This is a genomic window from Asanoa siamensis, assembly GCF_016862555.1.
GTDB lineage: Bacteria > Actinomycetota > Actinomycetes > Mycobacteriales > Micromonosporaceae > Asanoa > Asanoa siamensis.
Genome location: NZ_BONE01000011.1, coordinates 112,451 through 127,830 on the forward strand (window position 1 = coordinate 112,451; position 15,380 = coordinate 127,830).

A 15,380-nucleotide genomic window follows, 5' to 3' on the forward strand; every position below is an offset into this window, starting at 1 on the left:
TTGTGAAGAGTTGTGCGAACTCCTTCTGCGGCACCGGCGACGGTTCGGACCATGGATGCCAGTCAATGCCCCTGAACAGAGTGCCATGATCAAGAGCCTCGTCGTCGTCGGGGTCGCGGCGTCGATGCGACCCGGCGGGTTTCTCGCTCCAGCGCGGCGGCCGTCGGCCAGCACGGCGGAGGACGTGATCCGGGTGTCGTACGCGCGAATATTCGTTGACCGGGCGTCGAGACTGGGCCGGTGATCACCATTGAGACAGAGCGGCTGACACTGCGCGGTTGGCGTGACGCGGATCTGGACGCGCTCGCGGCCATCAACGCCGATCCGGAGGTGATGCGGTACATCCTCGACGGCTCCGTGCGTGACCGGCAGCGCACGAGCCAGGATCTACGCGCGATGATCCGCGGATGGGACGAGCGCGGCTTCGGACTGTTCGCCGTCGACGTGCGTGAGACCGGCGCGTTCGTTGGCTGGGCCGGTCTTGCCGTTCCCGAATTCCTGCCCGAGGTGATGCCGGCGGTCGAGATCGGCTGGCGACTGGCGCGCGAAGCGTGGGGACGCGGGTACGCCACCGAGGCCGCGGCGGCCTCCCTCCAGTTCGCGTTCGACGACTGTGCCCTCGATCGCGTGATCAGCATCCGGCACGTCGACAACACCCGCTCGGCCCGGGTCATGGCCAAGCTCGGCCTCGCGTTCGAAAGCCACACCGTTGTTCCGGACTACGACCAACCCGTCGCCGTCCACGCGATCACTCGGTCGGGCTGGCAGGCCCGCTGACCAGCCCTGCGGCGACGGCGCGGCGGATGCTGGTGACGTAACCCGACGGAAGGGGCAGGTCGCCCAGCTCGTCGAGGGCGACGAATCCCACGGCAAGGTGTTCGGCGCTGAGCCGAACCGGCGCGGCTACGGCGTGACAGACGAAGGTCTCGATCGTGACGATGCGTCCGGCGATGTGGTAATCCCACCTGTCGACGTGCCGACCGACCGTTACGCGCAGGCCCGTCTCCTCCTCGACCTCCCGGGCCAGCGCGACCGGCAGCGTCTCGCCCGGCTCGGGGCGGCCTCCCGGCAGTTCCCACTCCGCGCGGTCGTTGCGGAGCAACAGAAAACCCGCCGCCGAGCGGATTACGCCCTTGACCGAGACCCGCATTGGTTCCATCCCAGACCACATCGAACGAGAGCCCCACCCGAATGTGGTGGGCTACGGCACCCAGGGCGGTTTCCACGCGATCGACCCGGCTGATCACCACCGGGCAATGGCGGCCGGGTGAGAAGAAAGCACCACCTACAGTGGGCGGATGGCGTTGATCGATCTTGACCGCCCGGCACCCGGAACCGGCGGGCGGCGGAGACCGGCCCACTCGACGCGAGCCGGCGCGGCCCTCGCCATCCTCGGCGGGCTCAGCCTGTTGGCGGGCGAGCCCGCCGCGACGACAACACCCCGGACCACCTGCACCGTGATCCACGGCGGTGAGCACATCGAGCGCGCCGTCGTGATCGATCCCGCGACCGGCCGCGTGCTCGACGAGCTTCCGGTCGCGGCGGACGGCATCGTCGTGATCTGCCCGGACTGACCCTCACCGCTCCGCCTCGACCAGACGCGCCAGGTTGGCCAGCGCCATCCGTGTGCCGGTCTCGTTGTCCGCCGCCGACACGCCGGCGGGCAGGCCCTCGTGCACCACCAGCACGTCGGTGCCGCCCGATACCGCCGTCAGGGTCGTCGTCATCGTCATCGTGCCGCGCATCTCCGGCGCCGTCGTCTCGAACTCGATCACCTCGACCACCTGCTCGTCGGGGAGCAGGCGGGCGAAATGCCCGTGGTACGTGTCGGTGTGCGTCGACGACTTTCCCACCTGCGTCGGGTCCGCATAGGTCAGCGACACCCGGAACGCGCCACCCTCGACCGCGGAAAAGGTATGGACCTCCGGCGTCATTCCGGCGGGAAAACGCCAGCGGGCGATCGCCGCCGGGTCGAGCAGGGCGCGGTATACCGCGGCCGGCGGTGCCTTGACGTGCTGCAGGACGCGCGTGGACGACGACATAGCCCTACACGGTAAATTACGCCGAGCGGCCGTTCGCGTACATGATGCGGAAGCCCAGATGGTCTGCCAGCGACGCCCAACGCCGCGAGCGCATCGCCCGTTCCGCCGCGTCGATGCGCTCGCCGTTGGTCAGGTAGCGCAGCAGCGCCAGCTCCAGCGCCGCCGACTCGACCCAGTCGACCTGGCGCGTGTAGCCGCAGACGATCGCCGCACCCGTCGCGTGCAGGAAGTCCTCGAGCACGGCGTCCGGGGCGCGCAGCACCGAGCAGCTCGCGAAATACAGCCGCTTGCCCTCGCAGCGGCCCTCCAGCGTGCTGGCGATCTCGTCGAGGCTGACAGGCTTGCGGTCGGCGACGTACAGATGCTTGGCCTCACCGTGCATCGCGAAGTAGCCGACCCGGTACGACGCGTAACGGTGCTCCGTCCACCGCGTCAGGAAATAGTGCAGCTCCTCGGGCGTGGCGACGTCCTTGTGGATGAACGAGCAGTGCCCGAGCCGGTTGAGCAGGTCGAGCATCGGCAGCACCGAGCTGCGGTCGGTCAGGTTCTTGTGCCACTGACCCTCGACGCAGAAGATCCCGTTCATCCGCGCCGCCCCCTCCCCGTGACAGGGGGAAACATATTCAGAAACACGGGGGTACGGGGATCAGCCGGGTGGCCGGCAGGTAAACCGGATCGGCGGGTGGCGCGTCAGACCCACATGAAGCGTTCGTACGTCCCGCTGCTGGCCCTCCTCGCCGTGCTCGGCGCCGGTGGGTGCGAACGCGCCGCCACCGGCGGCGCGCCGGCCACCGCCACGCCGAGCACATCCGACGTATCCGATATGCCGGATCCGGCCGAGCCGACCACCGCGCCACCGACGGAGCCCAAGCCGAAGCCACCCGCCCAGACCCCGGCCGGCCCCTACCGCGTGACCTACGGCTGGGCCGTCCCGTCGAACCCGGCCAAGATCAGGCACCACGTCGAGCTCCGCGAGCCGCCCGCCCCGGCCCTGCCGTACCTCGTCCGCGTCCAGGTCGGCGACCACCCCGCCGCCGACCCGGCGTACACCCGGATCACCTTCGCGTTCGACAGCGCCTGGCCGACCTACGAGATCGCCTACCAGCGCGACCTCACCAAGGACGGCAGCGGCGACCCGGTGCCCCTGCCCGGCAACAGCGTCCTGCGGATCACCTTCACCGACGCGCAGGCGCACGACGGGAAGGGCGGGCAGACCGAACGCCCGGGTACGAGCCTGGGCTTCCCGACGCTGAAGGGGTACGGGTTCGCCGGGGACTTCGAAGGCCAGGTCACCTACGGCCTCGGCATCCAGGCGAAGCCGAACAGCGACCAGGCGATCCCGATCCGCGTCGGTGAGCTGGTCCGCGCCGACGGCACGTATGTCGTCGCCGTCGACGTCCGCCGCGCGTAATCATGGCGGGATGGCGGACGTCATCGTGCTCGGTGCCGGGATCATCGGTCTGACCTCTGCCCTCGAACTGCAGGTCCGAGGCGCCGAGGTCACGATCGTGACGGCCGACGACCCCGCCGACACGGTCTCGGCCGTCGCGGCAGCGGTCTGGTACCCGACCAGAATCGACGCCGACCCCCGGGTCCTCGCCTGGGGCACCCGTACCTTCGAAATCTTCAAAGGTCAGACCATTGACCGGACACCGGGCGTCACGATGCGGCCGACCAGGATGAAAATCCGCCACGACGAGGACACACCCTGGTGGGCGGCCGCGGTCCCGGACTTCGCGGCCCACCCGGGCGAGTGGCACTTCACCGCCCCGGCCGTCGAGATGGTGCCGTACCTCGCCCACCTGCGGGCCCGCTTCGAGGCCGGCGGCGGCACGCTCGACCGCCGTCGGGTCGCCCGCTTCGACGACCTCGACGGGGCCGCCCTGGTCGTCAACGCGACGGGCCTCGGCGCGGCCCGCCTGACCGGCGACCAGCGTCTCTACCCGATCCGAGGCCAGGCCGTCGTCGTAGCCAACCCGGGCCTGACCACGTCGATCCGCGACGAGCACCACCCGCTGGGCCCGGTCTACATCCACCCCCGCAGCCGCGACGTGGTCCTCGGCGGCACCTTCGAGGTCGGCGACCCGGACCTCACGATCCGCCCGGAAACGGCCCGGGCGATCATCGAGCGCACGACAGAGGTGGAGCCCCGCCTGGCCGGCGCCCGGGTGGAGAAACACCTGGTCGGCCTCCGCCCGGCCCGCCACGGCGGCCCACGGGTGGAACGGGAAGGCCGGATCATCCACGCCTACGGCCACAGCGGCGCGGGAATGACCCTCTGCTGGGGCACGGCCGAGGAGGTGGCCCGGTTCGTCGAGGGCCAGGGTCTGTCTCGAAGTGGATGACCGGGCCGCGGCGGACGCCGCCTGGAACCACGCCGGTCACGACCGGATACGCCACCTGTATCCGGCCGCGCCCGGCGCGGCCCCAGGTCCACGCCTCGCTCCGACCCCGACCTCGAGACCAGACCCTGGGCCTGGCTACGCACGATCGCCGCGGTCAGCACCTCGAGGCGGGCGCGCCGGCGTCCCCGTGGTCGACGTCTCCGGCTGACGCGCACCACACCGGCAGGCCGGCGTGTGGCTAGACCTGGCCCCGGACGATGGCGACCGCCACCCGGGCCAGTTCGTTCATGTCCGGCTCGAAGGCCGCCGCGATGTCCGGGTGCAGACCCGCCCGCGTCTCGTCGAGCAGCCGCCGGCAGACGACGTCGAACGGCTCGCCGCGGTAGGACGCTCGTACCCGGTCCGTCGCCGCCTTCAGCGCCGACGTGAGTTGCTCCTCCAGCGGGCCGCGGAGCTTGCGCTGCACGGGATCGCTCGGGTCCGGGTCGAAGGTGACGTGCGGGTCGGCCATGGCGCTCAGATGCCCTGCGCCACAGTTCGTCAAACGCCGAGCGAGACCACCCGCACCTGGTACGACGGCGTTTCCGCCGGCTCCTCGCGGTAGCTGATCGCCCGGATCTGCCGCTCGTCGGCGAACAGCGCCACGTCGGCCAGCACGCCCAGGTGGGTGCCTGTCAGCCGGCCGCGCTTGTCGCTGAGCACGTCGGCCACGCCGGCCAGGAATCGCGGCGCCGAACCCACGTGCGCGGCCGGCCCGCGGACCACGATCTCCAGCGCGATCGACGAGCGGATCCGCGTCCAGCCGCTGCCCTGCGCCGCCGCCAGGGCCGCGACCAGCAACGCCCGTACGCGTTCGGCCTGGCGGTGGCCCGCGGACAGGATCGAGAGGGTTTCGGTCTTCTGCGGCGGCAGGCCGGGCACCTCGAAAGCGACGGCCTCGGCGGTGGCATCTCGAAATGAGCCAGGGTGCACGGCACTACCTCCGCGGGTCGGGCGGCGGCGCGACTACGTATCGCGACCGTACCGTGTCTCGCCGTCGTCCACGAGATGTACGCCGGGTTCGCGTTTGTTTTCCGTACGTGCTGGGCATGGTCCGAGATCGGCAATCCGCAATGACGCGGGAACGGAGGTCGGATATGGCGGAACGATCTCGAGGACCGGGGCGACGGCGAAGGTTCGCCGCGCTCGCGACGGTCGCGCTGCTGGCGCCCGGGGTGGCGGCCTGTGGTGGGGACGACGGCGGCGTACCCGTGATCAATGTGTACTACTCGACCGAGCAGAGCTTCCAGAAGCTGGTCGACGACTGCAACCAGCAGGCTCAGGGCCGCTACCGAATGGTCTACCAGGTGCTGCCGCGCGCGGCCGACGAGCAGCGGGTGCAGATGGTCCGCCGGCTGGCCGCCGAGGACGACGGCATGGACGTGCTCGGGCTCGACGTGACCTGGACGGCGGAGTTCGCGAGCGCGAAATGGATCCGCGAGTGGACCGGCGCCGCAAAGGACGAGGCCTCCAGGGGCACGCTGCAGCAGCCGTTGGAGTCGGCCACGTACGAGGGCAAGCTTTTCGCGGCACCGAAAAATACCAATACGCAGTTGCTCTGGTACCGCAGCGACCTCGTGCCGAACCCGCCGAAGACCTGGGACGAGATGATCCAGATGTCCCAGGACCTCAAGAGCCAGGGCAAGCCGTACGAGATCGACACCATGGGCGCGCAGTACGAGGGCCTGGTGGTGCTCTACAACAACATGGTCGCGAGCGCCGGGGGCAAGATCCTCAACGACGACGGCAACAAGGTCGAGTTCGACCAGGGCGCCGTCGACGCGCTCGGCACGCTGCAGAAGTTCGCGTCGTCCGGCGTGACGAACCCGTCGTTCACCAACACCCAGGAGGACGCGGCCCGGCTGCAGTTCCAGGGTGGTTCCGGGGCGTTCCAGCTCAACTACCCGTTCGTCTGGCCGGCGTTGCAGGAGGGCGCACCCGACCTGAAGGACAAGGTCAAGTGGGCGCGCTACCCGGGCATCGACGCGGGCACGCCGAGCAAGGTAACGATCGGTGGCTTCAATCTCGCCGTTTCGACCTACTCGAAGCATCCGGAGGAAGCTTTCGAGGCGGCATTGTGCCTTCGCTCGCCCGAGCACCAGCTTTTCTCCGCCGTCAACGACGGCGTGCCGCCGACGGTCGAGTCGGTCTACGACGATCCGCAGATGGACGAGGCGTACCCGTTCAAGGACGACATCCTCGCCCAGCTCAAGGACGGCTCGAACCGGCCCGTGACGCCCGCGTACCAGAACCTTTCCACGGTGCTCTCGGCGACCTTGTCGCCGCCGGCCGACATCCGGCCGGAGCAGGACGCCGAGCAGCTGCGCGGCTCGATCCAGGACGCGCTCGAGTCGAAGGGGGTCCTGCCGTGACGACCGCGGAGACCGCCGAGAAACCCACCACCCACTCGGTACGCGCGCAGCGCAAGGCGAAGGCCCGGATCAGCGAGGGTAAGCGGCAGGAGCGGAAACTCGGCTGGCTGCTGTGCGCACCGGCGGCATTCGTGATGCTGGCCGTTACCGCGTACCCGATCCTCTATTCGGTCTGGCTCTCGTTCCAGCGCTTCGACCTGAAGTTCCCGGACCAGCGCGAGTTCATCGGGCTGGGCAACTACTGGACCGTGCTGTCGAACGACTACTGGTGGACGGCGTTCGGCATCACCATGCTGATCACGGTCGTCACGGTCGCGGTCGAGCTCGTGCTCGGCATGGCGCTCGCCTGGATCATGTTCCGCACGCTGGTCGGCCGGGGCCTGGTGCGCACGGCCGCGCTGATCCCGTACGGCATCGTCACCGTCGTCGCGGCGTTCTCGTGGAGGTTCGCCTGGACCCCGGAGACGGGCTATCTCGCCGGGGTGTTCGGGGAGGGCGCGCCGCTGACCGAGCGGGCCAGCTCGCTGGCGATCATCATGCTGGCCGAGATCTGGAAGACGACGCCGTTCATGGCGCTGCTGCTGATGGCAGGCCTCGCGCTGGTGCCCGACGACCTGCTCAAGGCCGCGTCGATGGACGGCGCGACCGGCTGGCAGCGGTTCACCAAGGTGATGCTGCCGGTGATGAAGCCGGCGATCCTGGTCGCGCTGCTGTTCCGTACCCTCGACGCCTTCCGGGTCTTCGACAACATCTACGTGCTGACCGCCGGCGCCAACAACACGTCGTCGGTCTCGATGCTGGCCTACAACAACCTGATCCGCGGACTCAACCTCGGCATCGGGTCGACCATGTCGGTGCTGATCTTCATCGCCGTCGCGATCATCGCGTTCATCTTCGTGAAGCTGTTCGGCACCGCCGCACCCGGGAGTGAAGAGGGAGGTAGGCGCTGATGGCCGCTCTCGACTCTCCGGCCGGCGCGAAGTGGCGCTGGGGTTTCCTGGACCTGGTCGTGATCGTTTTCGCCCTGGTTCCGGTGCTCTGGATCGCGTCGCTGTCGTTCAAGACCCCGGCGACGATCACCGACGGCAACTTCATCCCGCGGGAGTGGACGCTCGAGAACTACCGGAACATCTTCAACACCGACCAGTTCGTACGGGCGTTGGTCAACTCGATCGGCATCGGGCTCATCTCGACGCTGGTCGCGGTGGTGCTCGGCACGATGGCGGCTTATGCGATCGCCCGGCTGGATTTCCCCGGCAAGAAGCTGCTCATTGGTATTTCCCTGCTGATCGCCATGTTCCCGCAGGTGTCATTGGTTTCGCCGCTGTTCGAGATCGAGCGGTCGATCGGCCTGTTCGACACGTGGCCCGGGCTGATCCTGCCGTACATCACCTTTGGTCTGCCCTTGGCCATCTACACGCTGTCGGCGTTCTTCCGCCAGATCCCGTGGGACCTGGAGAAGGCGGCCAAGATGGACGGTGCCACGCAGGGCGAGGCGTTCCGCCGGGTGATCGCGCCGCTGGCCGCGCCGGGCGTGTTCACCACCGCGATCCTGGTGTTCATCTTCTGCTGGAACGACTTCCTGTTCGCGATCTCGCTGACGTCGACCGAGCGCTCCCGCACGGTCCCGGCGGCGCTCTCGTTCTTCCAGGGCGCGTCGCAGTTCGAGGACCCGACGGGCGCGATCTCCGCCGCGGCCGTGATCATCACCGTCCCGATCATCCTGTTCGTGCTGTTCTTCCAGCGTCGCATCGTCTCCGGCCTGACCTCCGGCGCCGTGAAGGGTTAGGGGTAAACCAACGTGGCTGACATCGTTCTGGACAAGGTGACCAAGGCGTTCCCCGACGGCACGCTGGCGGTGCAGGAGTTCAACCTGGAGATCGCGGACGGTGAGTTCGTGATCCTGGTCGGGCCGTCGGGCTGCGGCAAGTCGACGACGCTGAACATGATCGCCGGGCTGGAGGACATCTCCTCCGGCGAGTTGCGCATCGACGGGCAGCGGGTCAACGACAAGGCGCCGCGCGACCGCGACATCGCGATGGTGTTCCAGTCGTACGCGCTGTATCCGAACATGACCGTGCGGGAGAACATGGCGTTCCCGCTGAAGCTGGCGAAGCTCTCGAAGGAGGAGATCGACCGCAAGGTCGACGAGGCGGCGAAGGTGCTCGAGTTGACGGCGCTGCTCGACCGCAAGCCGGCCAACCTCTCGGGTGGCCAGCGCCAGCGGGTGGCGATGGGCCGGGCGATCGTCCGGTCACCCAAGGCGTTCCTGATGGACGAGCCACTGTCCAACCTGGACGCGAAGCTGCGGGTCCAGATGCGCACGGTCGTGTCGAGGTTGCAGAAGCGCCTCGGGACGACCACGGTCTACGTGACCCACGACCAGACCGAGGCGATGACGCTCGGCGACCGGGTCGTCATCATGCGGGCCGGCGCGATCCAGCAGGTGGGTGAGCCGCAGGAGCTGTACGACAACCCGCGCAACCTTTTCGTGGCGGGATTCATCGGCTCACCGTCGATGAACTTCCTGCCGGCGACGGTGTCGGAGGGCCGGCTGCGGACGTCGCTGGGTGATTTCCCGCTCGGCGACCGGATGCGCCAGCAGGTCTCGGACAGCGGCGGCGACCTGATCGTCGGCATCCGCCCGGAACACTTCGAGGACGCGTCGCTGATCGAGGACTCCATCCGCCAACGCGGGGCGGAGTTCGAGGCCACGGCGGACCTGGTGGAGTCGATGGGCTCGGACAAGTACGTGTACTTCACGGTGGAGGGCGAGAAGGCCTCGGCGGCCGAGCTGGAGGAACTGGCCGCGGACGCGGGCGGCGGCGACCTGCCGTCGGGCGGCTCGAACCTGGTCTGCCGCTTCTCGGCGGAGTCGCGGGTCAAGGAGGGCGACACGGCCCGGGTCTGGGTCAACCTCGACAAGATCCACCTCTTCGACCCGTCGGACGGCCGCAACGTCACGCTCCACGAGGGAAAGTCCTCGGGCGTCGTCTCCTAGATCCGAAGGCTGCCCCCACGAGCGCTCCACCGCGTCGTGGGGGCAGCCCGTGATCGCCGCCGGGCCGACGAGGGGCGTGCAGCCGCGGTAGCGCCTCCGGCGGCACAGGCGGACCATGGCGGCATGGTCTGGCTCGCGGGCGCCGCCATCGCGTACTCGGTGGTCCATCATGTCGGCAGCGGCCTCGCCGGGCTGGGGCCTGTCGGGTCCAGTTCTACGCGGTGGGCCGACTGGGTCGACGTGGCGACTCCGTACGCCTTCCTCCTGCCGGCCGCGGTCGCTCTCCGGCGCGTGGGAGGCGTCGCCGCGCGGACGTGGCTCGTCTACCTCGTCGGGGCGATCACCTACGTCGAAGGGCATGGCGTCCACCTTTCGGCGAACTCGATCAACAACGCCGCCCCGACGGCGGCGGCCCACCTGTGGGACGAGGTGGTCGGGCACTACCTGTGGTTCACCGGCGCGATGCTCGTCTGGGCCGCACTGGCGACGGGCTTCGCCCGTCACCGCCCGGCCGGCGGACCGTTCCCGGCTCTGCTCGCGCTGGCCGTCGGCGTGACCGTGGCGACGAACGCGCTCGAGGGTGGGACCGCGCTCCTCGGCCTGGCCGCCGCTGCCGCGTTCGCCGTCCGTGGCTGGCTCACCCGCGACCGGCTCGGCCGGCTCATCCTGATCGCCTTCGTGCCCGCGACGTTGATCATCATCGCCTGGGGCGTCCGGAACCGGGTTTTCCCCAACCCTCGGAAATCGGCTGGGGCTGAGGTCAGCTCCGCGACCCGAGCGACAGGAGATGGGCACAGGTCGCGCCTCCGCGTATACGCGCATCCGCGTATCGCCCTCGCGCTGAACCCTCCGGAGAGTTAGCCGCGCCGATCTCGTGGTGGGGTTGGCGGGCGAGGGGGGATGGTGCGTGAAACGCATGCGGAGAAGGGTGCGGTCGCTGTTGGCGGTCGCTCTCACCACGGTCGTCGTGGCGACGATCGGCACAGCCGTGCCGGCGCGGGCCAGCTACGGGTCGACCGTCACGGTCATAGCCAACGAGATGCACACCACCGAGTGTCTGGATCGGGTCTGGGTCTTCTTCTGCGATCCCGTCGAGCTGTTCGGGGTCGCGGTCATCACCCAGGACAACGGGCAGCAGATCCGGTGTGAGATGAGCCTGCCGGCAGCGCCCGGTGCGGACATCACGACGCCCAACCAGATCTGTTCCGGGCGTACGGTGACCGGGAGCTTCCGGGTCAACTTCGAGCTGTGGGAGGACGACTCCTTCGAAGGCGGCAGCCGCGAGCAGGCCGACCTCAATCCCGGCACCGCCAAGGACTGGGCGACGACCAACCTGCTCGGGGGGCGGAACGGGACCTCGACCTGGTCCACCAGCGGCGGGCCCTCGTCGGCCGTCTTCACCGTCTCCGTGACAGCACGGCCGACCAGCATCAGCATCACCAGCCCGTCGCCGACCAGCGCGCCCCGGGAGTTCGACCCGCGGCTCGGCGAGGCGCTGACCATCAGCGGTTCCCTGTCGGTGCCGTCGGCGCTGCGGTTCACCATCACCAACCAGGCGACGGCGGCCGGGTTCACGCTCTACGAGGCGCCCTTCTACGGCGGCATCTTCAACGTCACCTGGGACGGCCGGTGGTCCGACGGGTCCTTCGCGCCCGTCGGCGCGTACACCATCACCGTCGTGGATCCCGTGGACGGCGGCACCGCGAAGACCACCCAGGCGCGGGTCATCCAACGCGTGGGGCTGGCCTTCACCAACATGACCAGCCAACCCGCGTCCAACTGGCAGTACCGCAGCGGGCCGATCACGGTCAGCGCCGTCGCGACGGCCGGCGGCACGTTCCGGATGGTCGTCCGGAAGGGCGCCACGGAGGTGTTCCGCACCGGCGACCAGCGCCGCGCCGCCGGGCCGGTCGGCTTCACCTGGAACGGCCGGCAGGCCGACGGCACCTTCGCCACCCCCGGCTCGTACACCTTCGTCCTGCAGGGCACCGCCGACGACGGCCGCGCCTTCCCCGACGGGCAGCGGGTCACGACCGTCGTCGACCCACCCGCGGGCCTGGAGGTGTACGCGCTGGCCGAGCCGGGCGTCCCCGCCGTCAACCCGCAGGCGGTGCCGGGCACGTCGATCCGCGCCAAGGTCGTGGCGGCGAACCACACCGCGCGCCCGGCCGCCCGGATCACCGTCGAGATGAGCCCGGCCGGCTGGATCGGCCGCCCCGCCGTGTTCCAGCCGCGGGTCGTGCGGACCTGCGTCCAGACCAACGAGTGCCAGGCGGTCATCCCGGCCGACATCCTCGCGGGGGAGGCGGTGGCCTACCGGGTCACCGCGAGCGAGGCGGAGGGCGTGCCGGACATGCTGACCTCGACGGCCGACTGGCGGATCACGGACCTGAACCCGCCGGACCCGTCGCAGTCACCCGAGGTGACCCTGGTGCCGCTCTGGCGGGCCAGCGTCCCGGCCGTGGTGACCAACGACCGCATCAACAACCGACCGCTCAACCAGACCCTGGACGTGGCGTACGCGCCCGGCACCGGCTATGACACCTCCACACTGGACGGTGCCCGGCAGTTCGGCAACGAGGTGGACGACAACGCCTGGCAGCTGCTCGGCGTACGCGGCTCGATCTTCCCGAGCTCCATCGCGGCGCACTGGTCGCAGGTGGGGATCTGGGTGCAGAACGTGCCGGTCCAGGTGACCGTCAGCCCCGACAGCGTCGCGGTGTGCGACTGGCCGTCGTCGTTCGGGCCGGTGAGCTTCGCCGAGGCGAACGGCATCCTGCACACGGTCAACTGCCGGGACAACGCCTGGGGCAACACCTTCACCGCCAAAGACCCGCGGATCGGCTGGCACGAGTTCCACCACGACGCCTACCACCTCGGTGACGAGTACTGCTGCGACGGCGGGAACTCGTTCGGCGACGGGATCAACACCTACCGCTCCCTGCAGGACTGCCAGCGCCAGGGGTCGGATCCGAGCACCTGCAACGAGATCGCGGACAGCACCGGCTCGACCGGCTGGTGGCGCAGCGACGCGCCGATGTCCGACGTGATGATCGACAACACCGTCGAACGCCCCGACGACCTGCGGGCGGCGGAAGACGCGTACGCGAAGTGCGGGAGGGCGCAATGCTGAGCCGACGGTTCGTATCGGTCGCGGTGGCGGTCCTGGTGCTGCCGTTCTTCCTGGGCGGCCCGGTCGCGGCGCGGGCCGGCGCACCGGCCCAGCCGGCGCCGTCGGTCGACCACACCGACCCGACGAAGGGTACGCACCTGCGGCTCGGACTGTTGCTCTCCAAGGGCTCGGTCACGCCGACCCTGCAGGAGATCGACCGCGGCTTCACGTCGTCGCTGCGCACCGGCACCGGGCCGCTCGTGCTGCGCCTGCGGGACAGCGCGGGCGCCGTGCTGGACACGCTGACCATGGACGACCCCCTGGTGCGGCGGGTGTACGACGCCAAGCGGGAGATGCACGGCACGGCGACGCGCAAGGAGGCGACCATCGTGGTGGACCTGCCGGTCATCGACACCGCGGTGGTCGTCGAGGTGACTCACCAGGGCCGGCGGATCGGGACGCTCGACGTCGGCTCGTTGATCCAGGCGTGTCAGGGCCGACCCCTGCCCTGCGCGTTCAGCTAGCGGCCAAGCGCGCTGGGCACCTCCACGATCCCGAGCTCGACCGCCCGCATCACGGTGGCGACCGGGCCGGAGGTGCCCAGCTTGCGGTGCACGTTCTCGAGGTGCTTGCGGACCGTGCCGGCGGCGAGGCCCAGCCGTCGTGCGGTGGCCGGCACGGTCAGCCCGTCCGCGATGCCCCGCACGACCTGGATCTCCCGCTCGGTCAGCGGCGAGTCGCCCGGCGCCGGGTCGCGCCGGTGCAGCGCGATCAGCACCGGCTGGAGCCGCGCCAGCAGCTCCATCTCCCCGGCGTCGAAGACCCGGTCGCGGTTGAACTGGTAGAAGCGCAGCACCGGCGGCGAACCGACCACCAGGGCGACGGTGTGCAGCCCGATGCCCTGCGGCGCGATGATCTCGCGGTAGACGGCGTGCTGTCGCCACTGGCGCTCCGGCAGGACGTCGGTGACCTGCAAGGGCGGTCCCGGGTACGGGCGTGAGCCGCGCACCGTCGCCGCGAAGAGGGGATGCGCGGTGAGCTGGTCGTGCATCCGGCGGACCACGGCGCGGTCGACGGGCCGGTCCGCCGCGACGTCGGGCAGGCGCAGGGTGCCGAGGTCGAGCGCGGCGTAGGTCGCGAGGTCGGTGCCGAGGCGGTGCCCGACGGCGGCGATGGCGGCGTCGACGAGCGGCCGGCCGCGCAGGGCACCGACCTCGGCGGCGATCGCGCGTACCCAGGTCTGGTCGTGAAGGCTCACGGCCGGACGATAGGAACTGGCCGGCCCGCCGCCGGTCGCCCATTGGACAGCGGTCGGCTATGCGTCAGCAGATCACGGCACGCGGCGGAACGTCGCGTCCGCGCGGGCCAGGGGAGTGGTCGCGGGCTCGGTGTAGAGCGTGTAGTTCCGGTGCCGGATGTACCGGTCGGGGTAGTTGACCGACTGGAACGAGACGCCCGCCGCGTCCGCCAGCCCCGGCACCGTCCGGAACGTGCTGTCCTTCCACCACAGCTCGTCGTGCGGCCCGCCGGACCGGTGCAGCTTCACCTCGGCGTTCTGGTGACGCAGGTAGTGGTCGGGGAAGTTGACCGAGCGCAACCCGACCAGCCCGGCACCGCGGTTCACCAGCGTGAAACGGAAGTCGTCCCGCAGGGCGTCCTCGGGCGAGATCTCGGCGGCGAAGTTCCGGTGCCGGATGAACCGGTCCGGAACGTTGTACGACCGGAACCGCCACGGGGCCGCGGCCACCGAGAGGAACGCGCTGTCGAAGAAGCCGTCGCGCAGCTCGTACTCCCAGATCGGGTCCTTGACGATCCCCGCGAGCCCGAACAGCAGCGCGATGCCGCCCACGGGCCCGGCCGCGAACCCCGCGAGCAGGTCACCGGGCGCGGTGATGTCGCCGCCGCCGTCGGAGTGCCGGTACGCGGTCGGCACGAGGTGGAACCGCAGTCCCTTGTCGACGGTGAACGTGCTGCCGTCACCGGACGCGGCGTAGTCGCAGTCCGGCAGGACGTCCGAGGCGTGCGTGGCGAACCGCGGCCGGGTCACGCCGAGGTACGGGTTGTTCCAGTAGACGTAGATCATCCCCTCGCGCCGCGCACCCCAGATCACGTCGTACTTCGCGTACCCCTCGGTGCCGGTCGCGACGCCGTCGCTCTCGGACTGCATGCCGCCGGACCGCCCCGGCTCGATCACCTGCGGCGGCTCCCACCCGCCCGGCGTCCACTCGCCCCCGCAGAGATGGCTGAAGCTCTTGACGAGCCTGAAGTAACTGGTCCGGTTGAGGATGACGACACGACCGACGCGCGCTGGCATGTGCGGCTCCCTCCGCCGACGACGGGCCCCTGCTCCGTCGTGGGATCGGAGGACCGGGGCCGCGCGGTGATACGTCCGAACTCGTCCGCGCCGCTATGACGCGCGCCGGCGCCGGATCACCCGCCGCGGCCGCAGAGAGCCCGAGCTGCCGAACC

General features: G+C 70.0%; 18 protein-coding genes. 11 read left to right on the top strand and 7 right to left on the bottom strand.

What is annotated here, in order from left to right:
* Positions 1 to 240: 240 nt before the first annotated feature.
* A complete protein-coding gene (locus Asi02nite_RS09835; RefSeq protein WP_203711919.1) occupies positions 241 to 777 on the top strand; it encodes a GNAT family N-acetyltransferase in 537 nt (178 codons plus the stop codon).
* On the opposite strand, the gene Asi02nite_RS09840 is transcribed toward Asi02nite_RS09835, so the two are convergent.
* A complete protein-coding gene (locus Asi02nite_RS09840; RefSeq protein ID WP_239126603.1) occupies positions 749 to 1,150 on the bottom strand; it encodes an NUDIX hydrolase in 402 nt (133 codons plus the stop codon). The two genes, Asi02nite_RS09835 and Asi02nite_RS09840, sit on opposite strands and share 29 nt — an antisense overlap.
* 148 nt (positions 1,151 to 1,298) lie before the next feature.
* On the opposite strand from Asi02nite_RS09840, the gene Asi02nite_RS09845 reads away from it, so the two are divergent.
* On the top strand, positions 1,299 to 1,574 hold the full coding sequence (locus Asi02nite_RS09845; RefSeq protein ID WP_203711923.1) for a hypothetical protein: 276 nt from the start codon (positions 1,299 to 1,301) through the stop codon (positions 1,572 to 1,574).
* A 3-nt stretch (positions 1,575 to 1,577) separates the two neighbouring features.
* On the opposite strand, the gene Asi02nite_RS09850 is transcribed toward Asi02nite_RS09845, so the two are convergent.
* Entirely contained in the window at positions 1,578 to 2,042 is a 465-nt protein-coding gene (locus Asi02nite_RS09850; RefSeq protein ID WP_203711925.1) for an SRPBCC domain-containing protein, read from the bottom strand.
* A 16-nt stretch (positions 2,043 to 2,058) separates the two neighbouring features.
* On the bottom strand, positions 2,059 to 2,628 hold the full coding sequence (locus Asi02nite_RS09855) for a DUF6642 family protein (protein WP_203711927.1): 570 nt from the start codon (positions 2,626 to 2,628) through the stop codon (positions 2,059 to 2,061).
* 96 nt (positions 2,629 to 2,724) lie between these two features.
* On the opposite strand from Asi02nite_RS09855, the gene Asi02nite_RS09860 reads away from it, so the two are divergent.
* Together Asi02nite_RS09860 and Asi02nite_RS09865 are read left to right on the top strand one after the other, a co-directional pair.
* Complete coding sequence (locus tag Asi02nite_RS09860; protein ID WP_203711929.1) at positions 2,725 to 3,453, top strand: AMIN-like domain-containing (lipo)protein; 729 nt, start codon at positions 2,725 to 2,727, stop codon at positions 3,451 to 3,453.
* A gap of 10 nt (positions 3,454 to 3,463) precedes the next feature.
* Positions 3,464 to 4,387: an FAD-dependent oxidoreductase gene (locus Asi02nite_RS09865; protein WP_203711931.1), complete on the top strand. Its 924-nt coding sequence runs from the start codon at positions 3,464 to 3,466 to the stop codon at positions 4,385 to 4,387.
* Between the two features lie 238 nt (positions 4,388 to 4,625).
* Here the strand turns inward: Asi02nite_RS09865 and Asi02nite_RS09870 are convergent, their stop codons facing one another.
* Positions 4,626 to 4,898 (bottom strand): hypothetical protein, encoded by a 273-nt coding sequence (locus Asi02nite_RS09870; RefSeq protein WP_203711933.1) that lies wholly within the window; start codon positions 4,896 to 4,898, stop codon positions 4,626 to 4,628.
* Positions 4,899 to 4,927: 29 nt separating this feature from the next.
* Positions 4,928 to 5,359: a hypothetical protein gene (locus tag Asi02nite_RS09875; RefSeq protein ID WP_203711935.1), complete on the bottom strand. Its 432-nt coding sequence runs from the start codon at positions 5,357 to 5,359 to the stop codon at positions 4,928 to 4,930.
* Positions 5,360 to 5,523: 164 nt separating this feature from the next.
* On the opposite strand from Asi02nite_RS09875, the gene Asi02nite_RS09880 reads away from it, so the two are divergent.
* The 7 genes from Asi02nite_RS09880 to Asi02nite_RS09910 all read left to right on the top strand — a co-directional run bounded on the left by Asi02nite_RS09880 (position 5,524) and on the right by Asi02nite_RS09910 (position 13,435).
* The gene (locus tag Asi02nite_RS09880) at positions 5,524 to 6,798 is read left to right on the top strand and encodes an ABC transporter substrate-binding protein (RefSeq protein ID WP_203711936.1); all 1,275 of its coding nucleotides are present in this window, start codon (positions 5,524 to 5,526) and stop codon (positions 6,796 to 6,798) included.
* A 68-nt stretch (positions 6,799 to 6,866) separates the two neighbouring features.
* Entirely contained in the window at positions 6,867 to 7,748 is an 882-nt protein-coding gene (locus Asi02nite_RS09885) for a carbohydrate ABC transporter permease (protein ID WP_239126609.1), read from the top strand.
* The gene (locus Asi02nite_RS09890; protein ID WP_203711938.1) at positions 7,748 to 8,587 is read left to right on the top strand and encodes a carbohydrate ABC transporter permease; all 840 of its coding nucleotides are present in this window, start codon (positions 7,748 to 7,750) and stop codon (positions 8,585 to 8,587) included. Before Asi02nite_RS09885 ends, Asi02nite_RS09890 begins: the two co-directional genes overlap by 1 nt.
* A gap of 12 nt (positions 8,588 to 8,599) precedes the next feature.
* Positions 8,600 to 9,799: an ABC transporter ATP-binding protein gene (locus tag Asi02nite_RS09895; RefSeq protein WP_203711939.1), complete on the top strand. Its 1,200-nt coding sequence runs from the start codon at positions 8,600 to 8,602 to the stop codon at positions 9,797 to 9,799.
* A gap of 123 nt (positions 9,800 to 9,922) precedes the next feature.
* Complete coding sequence (locus Asi02nite_RS09900; RefSeq protein ID WP_203711940.1) at positions 9,923 to 10,660, top strand: hypothetical protein; 738 nt, start codon at positions 9,923 to 9,925, stop codon at positions 10,658 to 10,660.
* A gap of 55 nt (positions 10,661 to 10,715) precedes the next feature.
* Entirely contained in the window at positions 10,716 to 12,932 is a 2,217-nt protein-coding gene (locus Asi02nite_RS09905) for a flagellar hook assembly protein FlgD (protein WP_203711941.1), read from the top strand.
* On the top strand, positions 12,926 to 13,435 hold the full coding sequence (locus Asi02nite_RS09910; RefSeq protein WP_203711942.1) for a hypothetical protein: 510 nt from the start codon (positions 12,926 to 12,928) through the stop codon (positions 13,433 to 13,435). Before Asi02nite_RS09905 ends, Asi02nite_RS09910 begins: the two co-directional genes overlap by 7 nt.
* Here the strand turns inward: Asi02nite_RS09910 and Asi02nite_RS09915 are convergent.
* Entirely contained in the window at positions 13,432 to 14,169 is a 738-nt protein-coding gene (locus Asi02nite_RS09915; RefSeq protein ID WP_239126604.1) for a helix-turn-helix transcriptional regulator, read from the bottom strand. The genes Asi02nite_RS09910 and Asi02nite_RS09915 overlap by 4 nt on opposite strands.
* Positions 14,170 to 14,241: 72 nt before the next feature.
* Positions 14,242 to 15,225, bottom strand: coding sequence for an AbfB domain-containing protein (locus Asi02nite_RS09920; protein WP_203711943.1), 984 nt, complete (start codon positions 15,223 to 15,225; stop codon positions 14,242 to 14,244).
* Positions 15,226 to 15,380 lie beyond the last annotated feature (155 nt).